15 protein-coding genes and 3 pseudogenes are annotated in these 21203 nt (G+C 36.8%); 16 read left to right on the top strand and 2 right to left on the bottom strand.

Annotated features, from left to right (window positions below):
• Window positions 1–8 precede the first annotated feature (8 nt).
• The 4 genes from B9T62_RS27955 (at window position 9) to B9T62_RS41900 (ending at window position 4425) form a co-directional block, all read left to right on the top strand.
• Window positions 9–554 carry a hypothetical protein gene (locus tag B9T62_RS27955; protein WP_087918266.1) on the top strand — a complete coding sequence of 182 codons (546 nt, stop codon included), beginning with the start codon at window positions 9–11 and terminating at the stop codon, window positions 552–554.
• A gap of 86 nt (window positions 555–640) precedes the next feature.
• A complete protein-coding gene (locus B9T62_RS27950) occupies window positions 641–2137 on the top strand; it encodes a Mu transposase C-terminal domain-containing protein (RefSeq protein WP_157794041.1) in 1497 nt (498 codons plus the stop codon).
• Between the two features lie 5 nt (window positions 2138–2142).
• Window positions 2143–3858 carry an AAA family ATPase gene (locus B9T62_RS27945; protein ID WP_087918264.1) on the top strand — a complete coding sequence of 572 codons (1716 nt, stop codon included), beginning with the start codon at window positions 2143–2145 and terminating at the stop codon, window positions 3856–3858.
• 15 nt (window positions 3859–3873) lie between these two features.
• Window positions 3874–4425, top strand: a complete 552-nt coding sequence (locus tag B9T62_RS41900) for a TniQ family protein (protein ID WP_087918263.1) — start codon at window positions 3874–3876, stop codon at window positions 4423–4425.
• On the opposite strand, the gene B9T62_RS27935 is transcribed toward B9T62_RS41900, so the two are convergent.
• Window positions 4415–5971: an IS1634 family transposase gene (locus B9T62_RS27935; RefSeq protein ID WP_087918262.1), complete on the bottom strand. Its 1557-nt coding sequence runs from the start codon at window positions 5969–5971 to the stop codon at window positions 4415–4417. The genes B9T62_RS41900 and B9T62_RS27935 overlap by 11 nt on opposite strands.
• Before the next feature lie 111 nt (window positions 5972–6082).
• Between B9T62_RS27935 and B9T62_RS41355 the strand changes: the two genes are divergently transcribed.
• The 4 genes and pseudogenes from B9T62_RS41355 to B9T62_RS27915 all read left to right on the top strand — a co-directional run bounded on the left by B9T62_RS41355 (window position 6083) and on the right by B9T62_RS27915 (window position 12645).
• Window positions 6083–7024 carry a TnsD family Tn7-like transposition protein gene (locus B9T62_RS41355; protein ID WP_087918261.1) on the top strand — a complete coding sequence of 314 codons (942 nt, stop codon included), beginning with the start codon at window positions 6083–6085 and terminating at the stop codon, window positions 7022–7024.
• A gap of 26 nt (window positions 7025–7050) precedes the next feature.
• Window positions 7051–7524 (top strand): annotated as a pseudogene (locus tag B9T62_RS41350) (TnsD family Tn7-like transposition protein); the annotation flags it as partial.
• A gap of 27 nt (window positions 7525–7551) precedes the next feature.
• Window positions 7552–9120 (top strand): TnsD family Tn7-like transposition protein, encoded by a 1569-nt coding sequence (locus B9T62_RS27920; RefSeq protein WP_087918259.1) that lies wholly within the window; start codon window positions 7552–7554, stop codon window positions 9118–9120.
• 117 nt (window positions 9121–9237) lie between these two features.
• Window positions 9238–12645, top strand: coding sequence for a P-loop NTPase fold protein (locus tag B9T62_RS27915; RefSeq protein ID WP_087918258.1), 3408 nt, complete (start codon window positions 9238–9240; stop codon window positions 12643–12645).
• Between the two features lie 822 nt (window positions 12646–13467).
• Here the strand turns inward: B9T62_RS27915 and B9T62_RS42025 are convergent.
• A pseudogene (locus B9T62_RS42025) lies at window positions 13468–13683 on the bottom strand (transposase); the annotation flags it as partial.
• A 253-nt stretch (window positions 13684–13936) separates the two neighbouring features.
• Between B9T62_RS42025 and B9T62_RS27910 the strand changes: the two are divergent.
• From B9T62_RS27910 to B9T62_RS40960, 8 genes and pseudogenes are all read left to right on the top strand, one after another.
• The gene (locus tag B9T62_RS27910) at window positions 13937–14869 is read left to right on the top strand and encodes an ABC transporter ATP-binding protein (RefSeq protein ID WP_245864098.1); all 933 of its coding nucleotides are present in this window, start codon (window positions 13937–13939) and stop codon (window positions 14867–14869) included.
• Between the two features lie 20 nt (window positions 14870–14889).
• On the top strand, window positions 14890–16044 hold the full coding sequence (locus B9T62_RS27905; RefSeq protein ID WP_087918256.1) for an ABC transporter permease: 1155 nt from the start codon (window positions 14890–14892) through the stop codon (window positions 16042–16044).
• Window positions 16041–17171, top strand: a complete 1131-nt coding sequence (locus tag B9T62_RS27900; RefSeq protein WP_087918255.1) for an ABC transporter permease — start codon at window positions 16041–16043, stop codon at window positions 17169–17171. Before B9T62_RS27905 ends, B9T62_RS27900 begins: the two co-directional genes overlap by 4 nt.
• A 1-nt stretch (window position 17172) precedes the next feature.
• Entirely contained in the window at window positions 17173–17358 is a 186-nt protein-coding gene (locus tag B9T62_RS27895; RefSeq protein WP_087918254.1) for a hypothetical protein, read from the top strand.
• Between the two features lie 55 nt (window positions 17359–17413).
• Complete coding sequence (locus B9T62_RS27890) at window positions 17414–17638, top strand: hypothetical protein (protein WP_087918253.1); 225 nt, start codon at window positions 17414–17416, stop codon at window positions 17636–17638.
• A 628-nt stretch (window positions 17639–18266) separates the two neighbouring features.
• Window positions 18267–18707: a transposase gene (locus B9T62_RS40965; RefSeq protein WP_087918252.1), complete on the top strand. Its 441-nt coding sequence runs from the start codon at window positions 18267–18269 to the stop codon at window positions 18705–18707.
• Between the two features lie 209 nt (window positions 18708–18916).
• Window positions 18917–20656 (top strand): ABC-F family ATP-binding cassette domain-containing protein, encoded by a 1740-nt coding sequence (locus B9T62_RS27880; protein WP_087918251.1) that lies wholly within the window; start codon window positions 18917–18919, stop codon window positions 20654–20656.
• A 407-nt stretch (window positions 20657–21063) separates the two neighbouring features.
• Window positions 21064–21141: pseudogene (locus B9T62_RS40960) on the top strand (RNA polymerase subunit sigma-70); the annotation flags it as partial.
• Window positions 21142–21203: the final 62 nt, after the last annotated feature.

Genomic DNA, 21203 nt, shown 5'->3' with positions numbered 1-21203 from the left:
GTGAGGAAATGATCTTTCAAAATTCTGTTATCTGTTTTCTAGATGTAGGTCCTAATAAGAAGAGGACATTTGAACGTGTATTGTGGATCGCTCCTGATCATTCGCAGGTTGTTCTCATTAACATTGATAATAAAAAGAAAGTCCCTTTTCCCTATTTCCGAGACTATAAAGATTTATTACTTTACCTGGAGAGTGGTAGTGCGCAGGTTGAAATTATTGATCCTGATTTACGCCTAATCGCTCCTAGCGATGAATATCTCAAAAAGTACTCTCAAAGGAGAGATGAAAAATTCGCAATTATTGAGGGAATTGTATTTAAAGAGCCGGACATATATATACCTGGAAAAAGAGGAAAGCTAGTTAGTGGGGCGGCTGAACAATGTAATAAACAAGTAAATTGGGTTTATCAATTATTAAAAAGGTATTGGTTTTATGGGAAGAATGAAAATGGTCTTTTAAATGATTATTTTGACGTAGGAGTTCCGACTACGGGGGACGAAATCGAAGTGAAAATACAGGCCCAAAACCTGAGAATGGGAAAAGCTTTATTATAACCGATGAGGACAAAAAGAAATTTAAAAAGGCAATTAAGAAATTCCATACTGATCAAGGAATGAATTTAAGGGCCACACACAAACATATGTGTGAAGAAGAATACCCAGATGGATATTATAGAAAATTTGGAGAGCTTATTCCAATGGTTGGCGGACCCTCGTTGAGACAGTTTTTATATTGGTATGACAAAGAATATAACAAAAAGAAGAAAGTTGCTGCTAAGTTTGGTCAACGAAAGGCTGAAATGTTGGCAAGATCCCTCCTTAAATCTGCAAATGGCGACCTCCAAGGACCTGGAGCACTCTACGAAACCGACTCTACACCTGCTGATGATATTTTAGTATCCCTTGATCATAAAACGATTATAGGAAGACCTCATGTTTATTTTGTTAAAGATGTAATAAATAGACTGATTACTGGGATGCACATATGTAAGACTCCTTCCTGGGAAGAGGAAATGGTAGCGCTTGAGAATGCTTCTACTGATAAAGTCTCATATTGTGCACAGTTCGGGATAACTATTAATAAAGAAGACTGGCCAGCTAAGCATTTACCAAGATATATTGTGGGTGACCGAGGAGAAATGAAAAGTAAAAACTCTAACAATCTGGCGCTTCTTAACATACGGGTAGGTAATCCTCCTTCGTACCGTGCAGACTTAAAGCCGTATATAGAACAGCAATTCAAAAGTTTTTGTATGCGCATGAGAGAACTTGATCCAGGGGGAATTCATAAAGAGCATAGGGTTAGAGGAGACAAAAATCCAGAAGAGAAGGCTGCCTATACATTTGAGGCTTATACAAAATTAGTGATTCTGTTTGTCCTGGAGTATAACCGAAAAGCATTAAGTGAAGATTTTTTAGTTTCAAAGGAAATGTTTGTGGATAATGTGGAACTCACCCCCTTATCTATGTGGAATTGGGGAATGCAATATAATCTCCTACAGGAGCAACCACGTAGCTTGATCCGATACGCACTTCTTCCTAAAGAAACATGCAAAGTTACTCGAGGAGGTGTGGTGTTAAGAAAAATGAGTTATGCCTGCCAACGTGGTGAAGATGAGGGATGGTTCGAGGACGAAATGATCGAAGGTAGAAGAGAAGTAATAGTTAGTTATGACCCGAGAAATTGTAGCAGTGTGTTTATTAAGCTCGCAAATGGGAAAGAGGAGCAGCTTTTTCTTACTGAAAAATTCAAGGAATACGAAGGCCTTCATTTTGAAGATGTAAAAGAAATAATGAGTTTCAAGAGTAAGCAATTAAAAAAGGCTAAGAATAATAGAAATCAAATTGAAGCAGAGTTAGATACAGTTGCGAAAAACTTAACACAAGTTGAAGTGGCAAAATTAAAAGAAGCACAAAAGGGGAGGCCCAAATCAGCTAAATTCAAGAATAAGCGGAGTGTTCGAAAACTTGAGAGAAGAATTGAATCAAGTGCAAAAGCTTGGACTGCGACTAAATCTCAGGCACGGGTTATAGCTGCAACTGCTACAGTAGATAACCAGACTCCAGTGATTGAAAAACGCAAGCTGGATAAAATGGAGCTGTTTCTTTTAGGCAAGAATCTAGAAAGGGGGTCTTAAGATTAATGATAAAAGAACAAGGACGGTATATATATCTAAAAGGTAGTCAAATTAAAGCGACGTACTATCCACAGATTGTTGAAGAATATCAAGGAAATCCGTTTATAGAAGCTTTGCCGCCTAGATTAGCTCAAGATCAATTGTATCACATGTTAGATTCAGTCCCTCGCTTTTCTGGAGACATCAATCAGTTGGATATGGAAGATCGATTAGAACTTATTCAGCAAATCAAACCAAAATATTGGAAGCCATTAGCAACTCATTTCGAGAGATATAGAAACATATATAATATGTTAAAGATTGGTTACCAATCTCGAAATCCATTAAGTTCAATTTACCAAAGAGAAATTGCAATAGGATGGGATAACATATTATCACATGGAACAGATGAAGATGGTAAGAATCTAGCTGGAAATATTCAAACGGCTCAAACATTTGCAGATATTGGACTTAGCGGTATGGGGAAGACAAAATCTTATGAAAGATTGTTAAGACTTTTTCCGCAAGTTATCCATCATGTGGAGTACGAAGGACAACCCTTTCCAGTAAAACAAGTTGTGTGGCTTCATATCGAGTGCCCCAGCAATAAATCGGTGGGGGCGTTATGCCGAAATTTTTATTGGGCTGTGGATCAGTTGTTAGGAACCAGCTATTATGAAGATTTAGCAGAAAAAGATGGTCGTGCTGAAGTTCTAGCAAAAAGAATGGCAAAGGTAGCCGGAAATATTAGTCTTGGTGGCTTATTTATCGATGAAGTACAACGAGTACACAAAGGGCACTCTGGTGGCGAAGAAAAAATGATCGATTTTATTACTGAGCTTACTAATTCTCTTGGTATACCCATTGTGATGATTGGTACGTTCAAAGCACTTTACTTATTCAAGACTTCTCTTGCTAATTCAAGGCGAGGAATTCCGGACGGATATGGGGAAAACATTACTGACCGAATGAAGGATGATTTACAATGGGATATCTTTTTAAAAGGACTCTGGGAACTTCAATACACGAATAAGCACACAATATTAACTGAGGAGCTTAAAGCAGTAATGTATTATCACACACTTGGGATACCCGACTTTGCTGTGAAATTATTCATGCATGTTCAATGCCGGGCAATTATATATGAAGATGATGAAGTTATTACTGCGGAATTGATCGAAAAAGTAGCCAACAAAACGTTTAGGCTTGTTCAGCCAATATTCGAACGTATAAGAGGAGGCGAAGATATTGATCCTTCTGAATATGAGGATTTAAAGCCAGATTGGATCACTTTTAAAGAATATCTGAAGGAAGCACAGCATCGTATTACTATAGATGGACACCTCTCTGAGGAGCATAAACTTATTCTGTTGCAGCATAATAGAAGGATTTTAATCGAGCAACTTCTTACATTCGCAATGAAAATGGGTTGTGCTGAAGAAGTGGCATTAACTTATGCTGAACAGGTCGAACTTCATAATCGGGGAACCGGCCATGATATGGAAGTGTTGTATACAGAAATGGCTAGACTTGTTTTTGAAGGTAAAACTGCTAGCCCAAATGAACCTATTTCAGAAGTTGTTGAAATTATAAAGAAAAGGAGAAATAAAAAGAGTGAAAGCCTTGAATTAGATGAAAATGATATTCGATATATTGTAGCCCAAGGGAAAATAGATAACTTGAGTGTTGATGAGGCACTTAGGAATGTAGGATTAGTTGGGGAATTCTGTGAGTTTGTATAAACAATAGATAGAGATATGGGGAGTTTTGTTTTTTTTCCTTCAACATATCCTGACGAAGATTTTAGAAGTATTGTTTTTAGGTATTTTCTTCGCTCGCCACTTGTCTTTACTAAAGCAAAGTACGAAATGTTTGGTGAATATGGCACGAGAAAAGCTGCCTTAATTCCTCTCAATTTATCTAGAATTGAAAAAGAGTTTGGGCTTACACCCGCATTTGCGGAAAGAATAATTGAGAATCACACCTACTATCCATTTTTGCGACCGTTTATTTCTATCGATATTCAGTCGAAATTTTGGGATGTCATGTATTCAAGCGTTTACGAAAAGAACAGTAGGAGTCTGCTTATTAGGCATATTCAGTCACTTCTTCATTCTTCTGCACGATATTGTTCTGCTTGTATGAAAGAGGATCTCGAAAATATTGGAATTGTCTATTTACACCGTATTCATCAATTTTCTTTTTTGCATAAATGTCTTAAACATAACATAACGTTGATTGATGCATGCCCAGTGTGCAATATCTCCTTAACTAACCTGAATTCCCCGCAAATTATAACTAGGTTTTAAGGTCTATATTAAAAATGCGTGCGATCTCTTTATGCATCTTGGTAGATTCGGTAAAGATAGATCCATATCGTCCCGAATAGGTGATCTTGGAGAGCGTCTCCATTTCCTCAAGCAGTTCCTTCACGGTAAAATGCGCCAGCGAGGGATGTTTTTGGATCGTATTGCGGATCGCACTGATATAGATGAGCGCTATAAATTGCAGAAATATCCGGCCATCCATGGTCGAGGAATGATGAACCCGTAGCCGTTTCATATCCAGTTGGTTCTTGAGATCATCAAAACAGTTTTCCACGACGTCCTTATTTCGATAGCTATCCAGTGCCGTTGCGGGGTTTTTAATGCCAGTGGTAAACAGGATGAAAAAACCGGCATAGCGCTTGCGATAGCCCTGCACGGCTTCTGGATTGAATCTTACTTTGACCCCCCTCACCGGGGTATTCTTTATGATAAAATATCGCTGATAAAACGACTCGTGTTCTTTGACTCTGTGTCCCGACTCCAGTTCTGCCTTGTATTCAAGCAACTTTTCATGAAAATCGTCCCTGTCCTCTGCGGCAGCACGAGCGTTATGATAAACATGAACATACGAACGTTTTCCTTGAGTCCCCCATTTGTACAGTTTGGTTCTCACGTAAAGGACATCATCACCGATCTTCCGGTAGTTCTCTACATCCAGCATATCGGGCTGGAACTCATCCACAATTTCTTGCACCCATTTGAGGTGGATCGAAACCCCCATCGTAAACTTATGGTGCGCAGCAAACAACTCGTCTACATTGGCGTTACTGTAAAATCCTTTATCCAGTACAAGATGAAGTGTTTCGTTGCCCAAGAAGTTCATCGTCTTCAAAAAGTTAGACAACGTGCTCACATCTGTAATGTTTCCAGGCAGACGCTTGTAATAGACAGGCAGTCGGCTTTGTTGGCCAAACAGCATCGCCATATTGATCTGGGGCAATTTTTCTTTGTCCCGGTTGTATCCATACTTCACATACTCATTCTGTTCGGAATACGAGGAAACGGAAGTGATGTCATAACAGAGGCATTCTTTTTCCGTGATGACGCGACTCCATTGCTTGAAAAACGTTTGTCTGGCATCTTCGGTTTGAGAAGCAAGTAGCTTACTAATCGCCTGACTGGTCAGTCCTTTGGAGTATGGATGCAGGTGGCCTTTACACCAACTTTCGCAGTGGCTTAAAGCCTGGCCCCGTTGAACCAGGAAATAGACCACGGAGAGCACCTGTTGATGGTCGTTCGGAAAACACTTCTTCAGCAGTTTTTCAATGCCAAGCTCTTGAGTAATCGAATCCAGGAGGAGAGAGGGCCCAGCCACTAGAGACGTTGCGGTGGCCTTAGAGTTATGTAATGTGGAAGGGGAGGAATTCAACCTTTTGGAAGGAATCAATTCACCCGTTTCCGAATCCAGCTTCCCGATACAGACTTGCTTATTTGTGGAAGTCTTTTTTTCCTTATCCCATACTGAAACAGCTTCGTAGACATAAGTGATTCCGTTCTTCTTATTGTAATGATGCACGCGGTAGGCCATATAAAATTACCCCATAATTTGGATTTATGGTTATAATTATAACCATGTTATGGGGATTGTACAAGTGAACTTCCGATCAATTCCCTTGGTGTATAAGGGTTCTTTGTTTGCATGATCCCGCATGGTTATAATTTCGGGGGAATTGAGGTAACTAACGAAACCTGTGAACAAATGCTTATCGATTCAATCTGCCCTAACGGACATGAGATTTTAGCTAATGTTGATCACTGCTCTAATAAAGTAACTGATGAAAACCAACGATTAATCGATGATTTAGCAATATTAATGAAACAAACAAGCGCTAACTTAGACACAAGCTTTATTAAATTAATTTCGTATGCCGGTGCCAAAGGCTATATTCATTTTCGGGGCGATTTTATCTATAAAAAAAGACTTTTATCTGATATGACAGAGTATTTTGGTGTTGAGTATTTAAAATCATTCGGTCTCGACCCAGCTTATCTGATGAGTGAAAAAGAAATGGTGCACTTTCTTCAAAAAAATAATCTCAAGGATAACCTCATCTTATACTTGTTGATTATGAGGTTTTTTGCATATAATGTAAAAGATTGGTTTTATAAAGATGAAAATTACTCAATCCCAATCCCATTTGGGAATGGACCATGGCTGTGTGTCAATACAATCTGTCCACAATACAATAATAGGATTATTTCTACGATATACAGAAAAGCACATGAATGGGTTACTGGTCGATTCAGTTGTCCATACTGTGGAATGATCTATACTAGACGAGGAATTCCTAAAACTGAAGATGAAACACAATATTCTATAGATACAATGGGCTCTTTATTCATTGAACAGGCAGTTCTTTTTTATGAGAATGGACTGACATTTGATGAAATAGCAAATAAGTTATTATCCAATAGGACAACAATTAGGAAGTACCTTATGCCGCACAGGGGAAGAAAGCGGAGTAAAGCATATCCGAGGGAAGTCGATCCTTCTACTGTTTTAGAACTTGGGTACCATCAAGCGGCTGCAACCGAGCTCCCAAAAATTGAGGAATGTAGAAGTAGCTTGGGGAAGCCTTAGAGACATTAGGAGCAGGTGCTTCTAGACAGGACATTCGAAAATTCAATATGCATAGATACGATTGGTTAATGAAAAACGATAGATTATGGTTGGAGGATCGCCTACCATCAAGAGAGCCATTGCCGAATAGCATTAATTATAAAAAAATTGATGAAGAAATGTTTGAAATCATGAAGAAAGCTGTAGAAACGGTGAGCAACGATCCGCCTAAAAGACAAATATGTTTAAGTTCCTTCTTTAATATCGTACCTGATTTTCTTAAGGCACGTTATTATAAATTTCAAAATCAGATGCCTCGTACAGTAGAACTTCTGAACTCAAATATTGAATCCATTGATGACTATGCAGTAAGGATATTTCCGTATGTAGTTGAGAAATTCTTGAAAACCAGATACAGAAGGTTAACCTTAAAACGGCTTCAAACTATTTCGAAGGTATATAAAAAATGTTCTCCTGAAGTACTGAATTGGGCAGTGAAGGAAGCAGATAAATACTATTAGTAGCATTTTAATGAGAAGAGGCAACCAATGATTTATTTTCCACCACCATTTCCAGACGAGTTGTTATATAGCGTTTTAGCTCGATATCATGCTAGGTCTGGTAACGAAAACACTAAATTTACAATGAGGGATTTGTTTGGTAAAAAGACGGTCTGTGCGGTGACTGACTTTCCTGGACACCTGAATGATCTTCACTCGCTCATCCCTGGAAATGCGATTCCGCTTAGCGTACTAATTAATGGACACACGCTTCTTCCATACTACCGGCCTTACATTACGCCTGAACAGTATGATAATGTTACACGGGACATGATTTTTGGGGATGGGCAGTCCATTTATATGAAAATGGGGTTAGCTGCAAATAAAGTAAAGCAATTATCTTATCTGAGATATTGCTCTGCGTGTATCGAAGAAGATCGTAGTAAATATGGTGCAGCGTATTGGCATAGATATCATCAGATTACAGGATTCAACATATGCTCTGTTCATAATTGTTATCTGCATAATTCAAAAGTTTCTTACGCACAACGACGAAATAAGCATGAGTTTGTTATGCTTGAGTCTGTCTTAGATAGTAATTCGCATCAACTGGAGTACAGTGAGAACGCGTTAGAGTTATTAATCGCACAACAATCGGAAGCTTTACTAAAGATGAATTATCAAGCTATAAATGAAGTAGCGATAAGAAAAGTGTACTATGGGAGGCTGAGTCAAATGGGATTGCTCACTGCCAAGGGACATGTAAGGTTTCAAGATTTGCTACCTAAATTCGAATCCTTTTTTGGAGCAATCTATCTTAAAGAGCAGCGCTGCTCCATAGACAAGAACAGTCAGCATACTTGGTTGCATAAAATGCTCCGAAAGCCAAGGCATGGTGTACATCCTTTAAGGCATATCTTGCTTCAACTTTATTTGGGGATAGAAGTAAAAGAGATATTAGAAAAGAAGTACGTCAGTGCTGTATTACCATTTGGTGAAGGCCCCTGGCCTTGTCTGAATAAGGGATCTGAACACTTCGGGGGATTTACAATTCCGACTGTAAATATAACAAGAGATTATGAATCAGGGAATTCAGTAGGGACCTTTAGTTGTAATTGTGGTTTTGTTTACTCAAGGCGAGGTCCAGATAAAAAAAATGAAGATCTTTATCGAATAGGAAGGATTAAGAACTTTGGACCAACATGGATAGAAAAATTAATCGAATTAAACGACAATAAAGATCTTGGCTTGCGTGAGAGAGCGAGGCAGCTTGGTGTTGATGCTGGTACAGTCAAAAGACAAACAAACTTACTAAAACTAGGTGCGAAAGGGAAAGCTCAACAAGATTCGAAACCACATAAAGTATATTCATTTAAAGTACATAGTAATAAAAAAATAGTTACTAACATACGAGTGCGGGTTGATTGGAAAAAAAGAGATGAATGTTTAGCTGAAGAAGTTAGTCGAGTTGCTATTGAAATTAAAAAATCAGGAAATATACGAGTATCCCGTAATGAAATTGGAAGAAGGTTAAAGTGTTTAACGATGATTAGAACCAAACTTGACAAATTGCCCTTAACAAAAGAAAAGTTGAAGGACGTGACATGTAAGGAGTAGATCTAGGCTTTTGAACTATCCTAAAGTATATTAAGGTGTGGTAATATATCACATTTTGCCGTTGTTTCCATGGTATAATTATCCTATAAAAGTACATACGGTATAGGAGAGTATAACATGACCAAAGAATGTACGTCCTTCTTTCTGAACGATGATCCTGCAAATAAAGATGAATTCGAGTCTCATGAGAGAGTGGCAGATGCAATATATGAATTAATAAAGATCGAAAAAAATAGTAAAACTATTGCTCTCACTGGCCAATGGGGGAGCGGTAAATCAACTATCGTTTCTATTATAAATGATAAAGTATTAGCCGAAGAACCGGATATTAAAATTATGGAATTCGATGCTTGGGAACACGAGGGGAATTCTTTAAGAAGAAGCTTTCTTGAGTCACTAATGGATAATTTGGAAAAGACTAAATGGAGTAAAGCAGAGCAATGGATTCCGACAAGAAATCGTATTTCTAGGAAACTAAAGGAAACAGAAACCAGATCCTTGCCTACATTGACTAAAGAGGGTAGAAATTTCATTATTGCTACTGCTTTTTCTACAATAGGAATAATGGGACTAAACAAACTTTCCTTTGCTACACAGAATAGGCTTGGATTAACTTGGCAGGTCATTCCATATATTAGCCCGAATTTCGTGCCTTATTTAGTAGCATTACTCGTTTTGTGTGCATTAAGTCCGATTTTACTTTTCTTAATATACCTACTTAAACCTAAAGATAAAAATAATAAGATGAATATATTATCCCTCTTTCTAAACAAGGTTGAAACAGTGACTAAAACTGAAACATTTGAAAATCCAGAGCCAACATCTATTGAGTTTCAAATTGAATTTAATAAAATTCTAGGAACCGTGCTGTCTAAATATCCAAAAAGAAAGCTTGTGGTGGTCATCGATAATTTAGATAGACTGTCTGCAGATGACTTGTTAAAGACATGGTCGACGATGCGTACTTTTCTTGATGCAACCACAAAAGAAGAATGGAAGAATAGATTTTGGTTAATTTTACCTTTTGATAAAATAGCTCTTGAAAATACTTTGCATAAAAATTCTGATAATACGTTAAAATCAAAGACTCAATTATTTGTTAATTCATTGATAGATAAAACAGTACAAATTAAATTCGATGTTCCCCCACCGGCTCTTTCTAAATGGAAAAACTATATGGAAAAGCTATTGCAGAACGAGGTTTTGCCTAATCACAAAAACACCGATGATTTTCATGATGTTTACCAAGTTTTCTTGCTTTATTTCGTTAAAGAAAGTGGAGATGAATTAATAACCCCAAGAAAAATAAAATTATTTTTGAATCAAATAGCAGTTATACATAGAATATGGGAAGACACTATACCATTGGCTGATCAAGCCTTTTATGTTGCGATGGGCCTTTTAGATATCGATGTGTATAAAGAGTTGCTTAAAGAAGAGAAAATGTCGGTTTTATATCGATACTCATATTTATTAAGTGATGAATTTTTTAACAATATGGCTGCATTATACTTAAATGTTGGAAAAGAGGATGCCTTACAAATTATTATGGGTCCAAGGATAACTGCTGCTCTCCTAATGGGGGAAAGAAAAGAATTAAAACAATTAATAGGAACTCATGGTTTTTATGATGTATTAGAAAGAGTAGTTCTAGAAGAACAGGAGAGTTTTGTTAAGGATCCTACCTCGCTTGTAAAAACAGCTTATACATTGTCGGAAATTCCAGCAAGTGTCGAAAATCTAAAAGGAATTAATAAAGTTTGGAGAACTCTTCTTGCTGGAGTTAATAACAAGACTGATTGGTATATAGCAAGTAAACGGGCGGGAATAGGGTATACTGAATTACTAAAGAAAGCAAATTTAGAGGCCAAAAAAAATATGTTATCTCATATCAATATGATTGAGGATTTTGAAGATTCTTCAGTAGATGAATGGTTACAGGGAATTAGCTATGTAATTAGTTATTTAGAGAATAATGATTATTTGGATTTAATTCGTTCAATACCTAATCCAATTAATGAAACTTCAATATTTGAATTCGTAGGGGCTTTAAAAGATACTGGTTTATTAAATACGATGAAATTATTATCTTCCTACTCTATTGACCCGTTAAAAGTAAAAAATGAACTCATTAACAGGATAAGTAATGGCAGTGCAACAGCTAAAGAAGAAATAGTGTTGAAAAGATTATATTCCATTTCATTAGTGTCTCCTGATAATGAAATCATTCAAACTATCAACAATAGAATTTTGCAGTTAGGTACCAGCGTTCAGAGTTCAAATGAATTAAATACACTGTTATCACTCCACTTAGCTTTATTAAGAATCATGTCATACCCGAGCGATATAATACAAGAGACGAAGAGTAATTTAGATTCTTATCTCTTTAATTTTTATTCTTTTTCTAACCAGCATGCACTTATTGAACTTGAAGGAACGATACTTTGTTTAATTCTTATTAGTAATCCAGCTTTATCGTTGAGACAACATTCAGGGAATTCATCGAACGGTGTGAATTTGATTCAAAATTTAATTGACTATCCTCACCACAATACACACATAGTTGAACCTATGATTGAAGAATTTAAAAATAATGTTGATATTGAAATCGCTTTTTCACGACAAGGAATTGAAGGATATTCTTCGCAACTGGCTGAAATAGTTCTTAGGGAAATAATAAAGGATAAAACATATTACTACAAAAATTTAAATTGTAATCATATTGTGAAGTATTATCATCTATTGGATAAAGCTTCAGGTGGGGAGATCCATGATTTATTACTACATTTTGTAGGTCAAGATGAGTTTATTAATTCACTAATCACCTCTAATTTTATGCCTGAAAATAGTGGACTTTATCGTAAGGTGATATTAATGGTTGAAGATATTAGTAGAAATATTGTATTTGATTGGATTGCTACTAATCTAAAGAAACTTAGTAATGAATTCTGGAGAATAACCCTTACTGAAAAAGATAGTTTTTATGATTTCTTCACTGATTTTATTAACTTACACTCCAACTTCACCTTAGGTGTTGATTATGCTGATTTGATATATATGCTAGTCACAGACAAATTAGATGAATATAAAGATGATATTATTAAATTGTTCTCTGTTGTAGATGATTCTCACAAAGAAAGTGTTATCCTTAAAATAAGACGTCACATCAACCAGTCAGATAATTCCGTAAAAGATATTCTAAAAGTTTTCCATGGAGTAATCTTTGAACATGTAACCGAAATATCGAAGGATTACATTAATGAGCTAATAAATGTAGGATTTACGAAAATACTTCAGCGCGAAGATACAAAAGAGATAGTAGAGATGGCAAATTTATTTAAAATGAAGCCTGAAATTTATAAACAGGGAGATCCGGGAATATGGAATACATTTGTTGACCGTGTGCAAAATTATCAAGACATTAATGAAGAAAATAAGGTATTACAAGAGGCATACGAGGAGGTTTTTTCAAGCGTGAAAAAAGTGAGCAAAGGTAAAAGAAAAAGTGTTCAACCATCAACATAGGTTGTATAACTAATACCAGAAAAACGCTCAATATTCACTTCATAACTTTAATGTCACTGATAATTTTCAATCAGCCTCACTTCACAACTTTAATGTAATTCGTAATTTTATTAAAACAGGAAAAACCCTTGATATGTAAGGGTTCTTAACTTCACAACTTTAATGTATTTGAACATTTGGTGATAAAAAAGTGTGGAACTAGTTAAAAAACTATAGAACCAGTAAAAAGTGTGGAACTTCTACAACAGTCCCGATGATGCTTTGTTAGGTCATCGGGGCTGTTTTTTTAGAAGGGATTGTAGTCAGTGTTAGGGATCGAATTCGAGAAATTAGAATGAAAAATTAGAAGGACCAAACTGAGTTTTCAAGCTATTGATGTGCCTCAGAAAACGCTGAGTTGTTGTAGACTGAGAAGGATATTAAGCTAAGAGGCAGCCATAATTCTAATAAACATTTACATTACGAATAATTCGAGGATATACTAATTGGAGTGGATATATCATCCAATTTGTTCTTAATCAATGAAAGATCACTAAATTATAAAGAGGGGTCGAGTTCATGGGGATTAAAAATTACAAATATAAAGAACTACATAGATGAATCAATTTCATAATGCATTGCCTTAAAGAGCAATGGACTACTCCAATCTCATCAACTTCATTTTTTTGAATCTTATGCTGCATTATACTGAGCTTGTTTGTTTATGCGGTCACAAGCTAATTTTGTACAGTTGTACACCAAAGTGACCAAGTTAAAATGAAACTTAGCTTTTTGTCCTGAACGGTTGCTCTGACTGATCTTTGCTACTAATCGGGAATAAGAAACTACCGAAGGAATCGTTTCTGCAAGAGAGAATCCACAATCCAAGCGAAATAGGATGTCTTCACGTAGTCGTTTCAATAAATGTTTAATAATAATTCGAGCAACAAGAGAATAGACCATTGCTGAAAAATTAACTTCAACAGGTGCACCGTGACACGAATTTTTTCTGACTAAACTCAGGATCGGTGAGATATCTAGAGTTGAAAATATAACATCAAATCGATGTTTCCGTTACAATTCAAACAAATTGTGTAGCGTAAATAGACTCTTGTGTCGAATATAGGTCATAGGGAGTCCACCTCGTCTCTTTGGTTTGCTTAGTCGCTTAACCTATTCGAGATTTGGGGAGGTACTCCTTTTTTATGCCTGAAGAAGCTTGTTATATCAAGGGCTGAGATTTATGAAATTGATTCATTTACTATTAATGTGGGGGTAGAACATGACGACCTGTATTATAGAGGATGTGCGTATGATAATCGAAGTTTCAGACGTGGTCAAAAAATACAATAAACTCGATGTGTTGAAAGGGGTTAATCTGAGCATACGTGAAGGTGAGATATTTGGGTTGCTAGGACCTAATGGGGCTGGGAAGTCTACGTTGATGAATACGATATTAGGACTTTTACGTTTTAACAGTGGCTCAGTGAAGATACTTGGCAAAGACTTTTCAACACATGCGACAGAAATTAAACGTAAAATTGGTTACGTTCCTCAAGAAATTGCTATATTTGAAACGTTAAATGCGATAGATAATGTCACTTATTGGGGCAGATTGTATGGTCTGCGAGGAAATGAATTAGCACAAATGGTTAAGAAGGCACTGGAGTTTACTGGTCTGTGGGACAGACGGAAATCGAAAGTGAGCACTTTTTCAGGCGGCATGAAGCGAAGGCTCAATATTGCTTGTGCGATTGTGCATAAACCGCGTGTTCTATTTATGGACGAACCGACGGTTGGGGTTGATCCGCAATCACGCAATCATATCTTGGAATCTATCCGTATAATGAACAAAGAAGGCACGACGGTCATTTATACGACTCACTATATGGAAGAGATTGAAGCAATCTGTGACCGTGTTGCTATCATGGATTTCGGTCAGATCATTGCACTTGGGACAATTGACGAATTAATCGCAGACCATATCCACGAACAGTGCCTAAGATTGGAACTCACTGCTAATACAGCAGAAGCTGTCAAAGTAATCGAGTCCTTTGATGGAGTTTTGTCCTTTAGTGTTAACAAAGAGATATTAGAAATTAAACTAGATAAAGATGACAGTTGTATTCCTCGTATACTGGAACAATTAATCAAGCAACACTTTAATATAAAATTTATGGCAGTAGAAAAACCGGATTTGGAAACGGTTTTCCTCCAATTAACAGGTAAAAAGTTGCGTGATTAATTCGGAAAAGAGGATATGCAATGAATATTTTGTTCCAGATGTTCTATGCGGTTAAACGGATAATCATGAATCCAAAAGCAATTTTGATTAATCTGCTTACATATGCTATCATTATTCTCATTTTGGGTTCGGTATTCGGTAGTACATATGATATACAAAGGTCATTGGGGAAGGTCACAATAGCTTATGCAAACCTTGATTCAGGCAGGTATGGCGCTATTTTTGATGCTGTTTTACATTCAAATGATGTTACTCAGCTTGCGGAACTAAAGCCGGTTAAGTCATTAGATGATGGCAAAGTTCTTATTAATAAGGATAAAGCAGATGCCATTATTTATATTTCTGATAATTTCTCTGACGATAGAGATCCCCCCCATGTCGTCAATGTCTACTTATCAACAGAATACGGTGTACCTACGCTGGTTGTTAAGAACATTGTAAGTAGTCTAACCAATTTGATGAATACGTCTAGCGTTATTTACAACATAACAGGACAAACAGAAGTCGATGCGATGAGTTCCGAGCCGCAGAAGAATAATGAACAAAATGTCAAAGAACAATCCTTAACAAGTTCAAATTCAAGTTTGCAAGCGACGACTGCGATGGGGTATTACAGCATAGCGATGATATTGATGCTATTATTATACGGGCAAGAATACGGTATTTTTATGGCGTCTGAAGACTATTTAGGCACTTTAGGCAATCGAATGCGCTTGTCTGCTGTGAAACCGTATGTACAATATATTGGCAAAGGACTTGGTTTGTCATTGGTGACATTTTCCCAAGGGGTCATCTTACTTTTGTTAACAAAGTACGTATATGGTGTGGATTGGGGAAACCATATCATAGTTGTACTTCTTACTTTGTTTATATTATCCATACTCGTTACACTACTTGGGATGATGCTGGTTATTATTACACGTAGCATTGAAAAAGCACAATCATTATCCAATTTTATAACGCTGGGGGGGACTTTCATCGTTGGCGGTTTTGTAATCGTGGACTTTGGATCACTTGCCTATCTATCACCAAGCTATTATGCTAAGACTGCTCTTTTCAATGTCATATATGGGAATCAAGTGGAACAGGCACTTATTAATATTGGAGTAATGATATTAATTTGTGTCGGATTAGTGCTTGTAAGCCTGGTTGCTTCGAGGAGGACGGTAGAATGACAATATTTCTTAATTGTATTAGAAGTGTTTTCCAGAAGGGTTGGAGTTTGTTGTTTATTTTTATTATACCGATTTTACTGATTGTTTTTTTGATTGTGGTGACATCTCAGGAAGTTCAATATAAAGTTGGGATAATAGATGAAGACAATACCTTGTTCACTCAAGATTTTATAGAACAGTTGAAGGGGCAGTACGAGATTATCAATCTGACGAGTAATGATGATGTCAAAGGCATGGTTATCAATTCAGAACTAGACGGTGGGTTGCTTTTTCAGCAGGGCTTCACTGAAAGCTTGTTGAATGGTGAGGACGTCTCTGTATTAATCTGTGATTTAGCAGGTACTGACATCTTTGGTCCTGTAAAAGTGTATGTGTCAAGCTATGTATCTTCTGCAAAACAAATTGCAAGAGCGTCTGGAGGTGATGAGAAGATTTTTTACCAAGGCATGGACTATTACAAGAACAGCACGTTTAACGTTACATATGAAAGTGCGTTTAAGTATGCAGGTTCAGGACGAGACGTCAGCAATGCCGTAAAATCATTAGGATTTATTGCTAGTGGTATGATATTTCTCATGACATTCTCCACCAGAATAATCTTGCAGGATAAATTATCAGGTGTGTATGATCGTATTGCAGTTACGCCTGTTTCAAGATTTAGTTATCTCTTACAAAACATGCTGGCATGTTTTGTGATCGCTGCTATTCAATCAGTATTGTTACTGAGCATTATATCTAGCATAGTAGATTTTCCATTCGGGCAGACCTCTGAGCAGAAACAAGAAGTGTTGCTCGTGTGCTTGGCTTTCTCCCTTGTTTGTGTCGCTCTAGGTGTAGCAATCAGTAGATTCTCGAACACCCGCCTAATGGCTGGTTCGCTCTCGACTTTAATTTACTTTCCTATGCTAATGCTGGGGGGGTGTTTTTGGCCGGGGGAGATTATGCCTAAATTTGCACAGCAGATCGGAGATTTTTTCCCGACGACATGGTTTTTGCAAGCAGGAAGAGATGTTATAGCCGGGAAAGGTATTGCTGCTGCTTCACAGCAACTGATATATATGCTTAGCTTTGCAGCTCTACTTATATTTGTTTCCTTTATCGTAAGGAATGAAAAGGTAAGGACGTGATATGAACATAGAAACAATTGTGGTAGATCAAAAAAGTGCTGATGCTGTCAGAATTATGCGTAAACGGGGAGAGTTGATGCAAGAAGCGATTGCACCGGAAGCAGGTTGCATGGTGTCAGTGTTGATGCGTGATGTGGAGAAACTTGAGCATATTTGTCATCGGTTACTCAATCAAACGAAGTGGTAAGTATTATTGTGAAATAATCTTCATTTATTTTAATTGGAAAAGAGGTTTTGAATCAATGAATAGCAATATTATTTGGGGGATAGTATTATTAGCGCTGAGTTTGTTTCTTAAGCCATTATTGGCGATTGTGGGGCTGAATGAAAGGTTGTTCGGATTACACTGGCAAGGTGAAACGGTGTTTTCATTGAGTCCATTCTTAGTTCGGATTATTCTAGCAGTAATTGGGATTATCATGCTTATCATCGGCGGTATGCAAGTTGCAAAGCAGAAGAATGAATAGTTGAAAGGAACTTCGCAGCACTTAATTGGCAAACAAGCTTCGATGTAGCTGAGGCAACATTCATTGCTGGATTTGACTGAATTAGAGTCTGGATAAAAGAGCAGCTTTGAGCGTTTATCAAAGAAAACAAGCTGGTCTGCGAAAGTTCAGTTAATTAAATTAGTTTCTAACTTTCTTTACATAGTAAATTCTAGTGGTTCTACACTTTCTTTTTTACGCGTTTATCAAATGTCCCGAAAATCCTAATAAAATCAACAAAATTAGTTTCACAGATTTTTATCACCTGATAGGAAGTTGTCTGGTGACATTAAAGTTGGTGCCTAGACATTAATGTAGGTGCTTAAACAATAAAGTTAGTGTCTTTACAAAATAGTTGGTCCTAGAAGTTGAATAGGCCCATTGAATATCGACATAAAAAGTCCCGACGATGTCTTAAATCATCGGGACTTTTTATAATTGGTTGAGTTAACTAAGCTTTTATCATTTGTAGCTCGTACTTTTGTATATAATTTCGGAAACAAGACAATAAAGAAAATATAAGATGTTACTAGCTTTTCTATAGAGTTTACCGCTGCTTTTGTTCAACTAACGGGCAGGATAGCTCAATAATTTCGCAAATACTCTACATATAGAGTTATTTGCGAAGTTCGTAAATAAGACGTTAAGTGCAATTCTTGGGGGAAACCCGTATAAATGCTGTGAAGTTCTGATCAATGGAACGTTTCCTATTCGGAAACTGACTCATTTTAAATGTGGAAAGAAGCTCACCGATGTCGCCATTGAAACGATCGGTAAAGTCCATGATGGCCCCATTGGCGAACAGCTTGCAGATAAGAATTACATCCTTGTTCAAGACCGTGCTTACGGAAAGATCAAACGATTTGATCAATATGCTAGAGAACAACAGTATTTTGTTACTCGTATCAAAGAAAATGTCATGCTTGTGAAGCCACACTCGTTAAAACGCCAATCCGTTGAAGACTCAAATGTAACGAAAGATATCACTTGCTACCTAGACAAGGCACATTGGGGCATCGAAGTGTTCTTTAGATGGATTAAGCAAAACTAAAATGTCCCTGTTCTTTTTGGTACGACAAAGAATGCCGTATTTAATCAATTGTTCTAAGTTATATTTTTCGATTTCACGAACAACTTTAATGTGAAATGATTGAAGTTGGTTGTAAACAGTGTTACTCTATCAACGGTAAACTCAAAATCTTACGATTTTCAATACATCTATTAATAGTCATAAATTTAGTTATAAAGAAAGGTAATACTATGATAAAAGCTGATAACTTATCCTTCTCATTTCCGCAAAAAGAACTATATAAAAACATTTCATTTACGTTAGAAGAGGCACAACATTGCGCTTTTATAGGAACAAGCGGCAGCGGGAAAAGTACACTGATCGATATACTGATGGATCCGGAAAGATATTTGTTTGATGGCAGGTTAGAGATAGACCCCACTTGCAGAATTGGGTATGTAAGCCAGTTCTCACAATTGGATAAATCTAAAGAAACAACCGTTTTTGAATATATAGGAGAAGAATTTATTAAGATACAAAATGAAATAACAGCTATTTGCACGGAAATGGAGACATCACCGGATATTGATTCGTTACTGGAACAGTATCAATTAGCTCTAGACGCCTTTGATTCAATGGGCGGGGATGATTTCGAAAGCAACATTAATAAGAAACTAAATCTGGCAAACCTCATGAAGCTAAAAGATCTTAGGGTGTCCGACCTGAGTGGCGGGGAATTCAAACTTATTCAAGTGATGAAGGAAATGCTTGAGTGTCCAGACTTAATGATTATGGACGAACCCGATGTATTTTTAGACTTTGAAAACCTAAATGCGCTTAAAAATCTTATTAATTCCCACAAAGGCATACTGCTGGTTGTTACGCACAACCGCTATCTATTGAATCATTGTTTCAACAAAATCCTGCACCTTGAAAACATGGAGCTCCAGGAGTTTGACGGGCGGTATATTGATTACAACTTCTCATTGCTGCAAACTAAGATTGAGCTGCAGGAACTCACAATCGCTGAAGATGAAGAAATTGCGAGAAACGAGAACATCGTCAATAATCTTAGAGCTATCGCAACTTATAATTCAGAAGCCTCCAGAGGGAAAGCGCTGAAAGCCAGAGTTAAATTTCAGGAAAGATTGGAAGCGCGGAGAATTAAAGCACCATTCGTGGATATTAAGCAACCAGATATCCGTTTCGGTATGGATCATGAAATGGACGACTGCATTGTTGTAAATGTTAATAATTATAGTGTTGCCTTTGATGAGCTGCTGTTAGAAAATGTTAACTTTGAGATCAAATCTACGGATAAAGTAGCCCTTATCGGTGCAAACGGTACCGGAAAAACGACTCTACTCCGGGAGATTTTCAAAAATAATCATTATGCAATTGAAATAAATGCGGATGTTAAAGTAGCTTATTTGTCTCAGCAGCAAGGCGAAGTGCTACAAGATTCTAATACCATACTGGAAGAATTCATCGATGCCGGGTTTAAAACTTATGAAGAGATTAGATCATATATTTCAGACTATGGTTTTGAAGGAGAAATCGTTAATCAAAAGATAGAATCTTTATCTGGTGGAGAAAAAAATATGCTTCAATTGGCTAAAGTTTCTGCCAGTAAAGCAAACGTATTGCTTCTTGATGAACCGACAAGTCATTTAGACACCTATACACAAATAGCACTGGAGAAAGCCATTGAAGACTATAAAGGTGCGATTCTCATGATTTCTCATGATTTCTATTCTGTGGTAAATGGTATGGATTATGTTTTAATCATTGAAGATAAGACGATTAGAAAGTTGAGTATGCGGAAATTTAGACAGATGATTTATGCTAGTCATTTTGATAGAGGCTATTTAGAAACGGAACAAAAGAAAAAATCAGTTGAAACGAAAATAGAATTGGCTTTAAAAGATACTAATTTTGTACTTGCAAAAGTATTGGTTGATGAGCTAGAAGAGTTGATTAAGTTGCTTTAAATTACAACCCTCTGATTGAAATGATCGAATGGATGGTAAGCTAAAGTGAATTAGTCTGAGTTCAACGATGAAATAAGATGTTGGTGGAAAAGTATCAACAAAAAAGACACTGATGAATAGGATCTCAGTGTCTTTTTACTGCATTGATTTCTTGTAGCTCTTGCCGTGGACAGTGGTTCACTTACTTTACCGATTTACGATAACCCGCGTTGTTATGCGGTTTTTTATTGTTACTCGAATCTATTGAGAAGCTGCTTAAATTACAGAACATTTCTGCTTTTACAGATATCATTCGATTCATACAGAGAAATCACGGATGGACCATTATTGCAAGAGGGCGTGACTATGCATATCAGTCGATAACATTTAACTACCTTGCGACATCTGGATTGAAGTATCACTCCTTCAGCCGGAGCTATGTATCGCGGATTGAGAAACGGGTACTGATGAAGCTGTATCATGTGTTTTATAAGGTGAAGCGGTGAAATGTTGGAAATTGCAGTTTACTTTGAGAAATCTGAAGGGATAACATCCTTTTGGATTTTTT

Origin of the sequence: Paenibacillus donghaensis (genome assembly GCF_002192415.1) — a bacterium.
Classification (GTDB): Bacteria; Bacillota; Bacilli; order Paenibacillales; family Paenibacillaceae; genus Paenibacillus_AQ; species Paenibacillus_AQ donghaensis.
The sequence above is the reverse complement of the archived record's forward strand: the minus strand, read 5'-3'. Positions and strand labels throughout refer to the sequence as shown.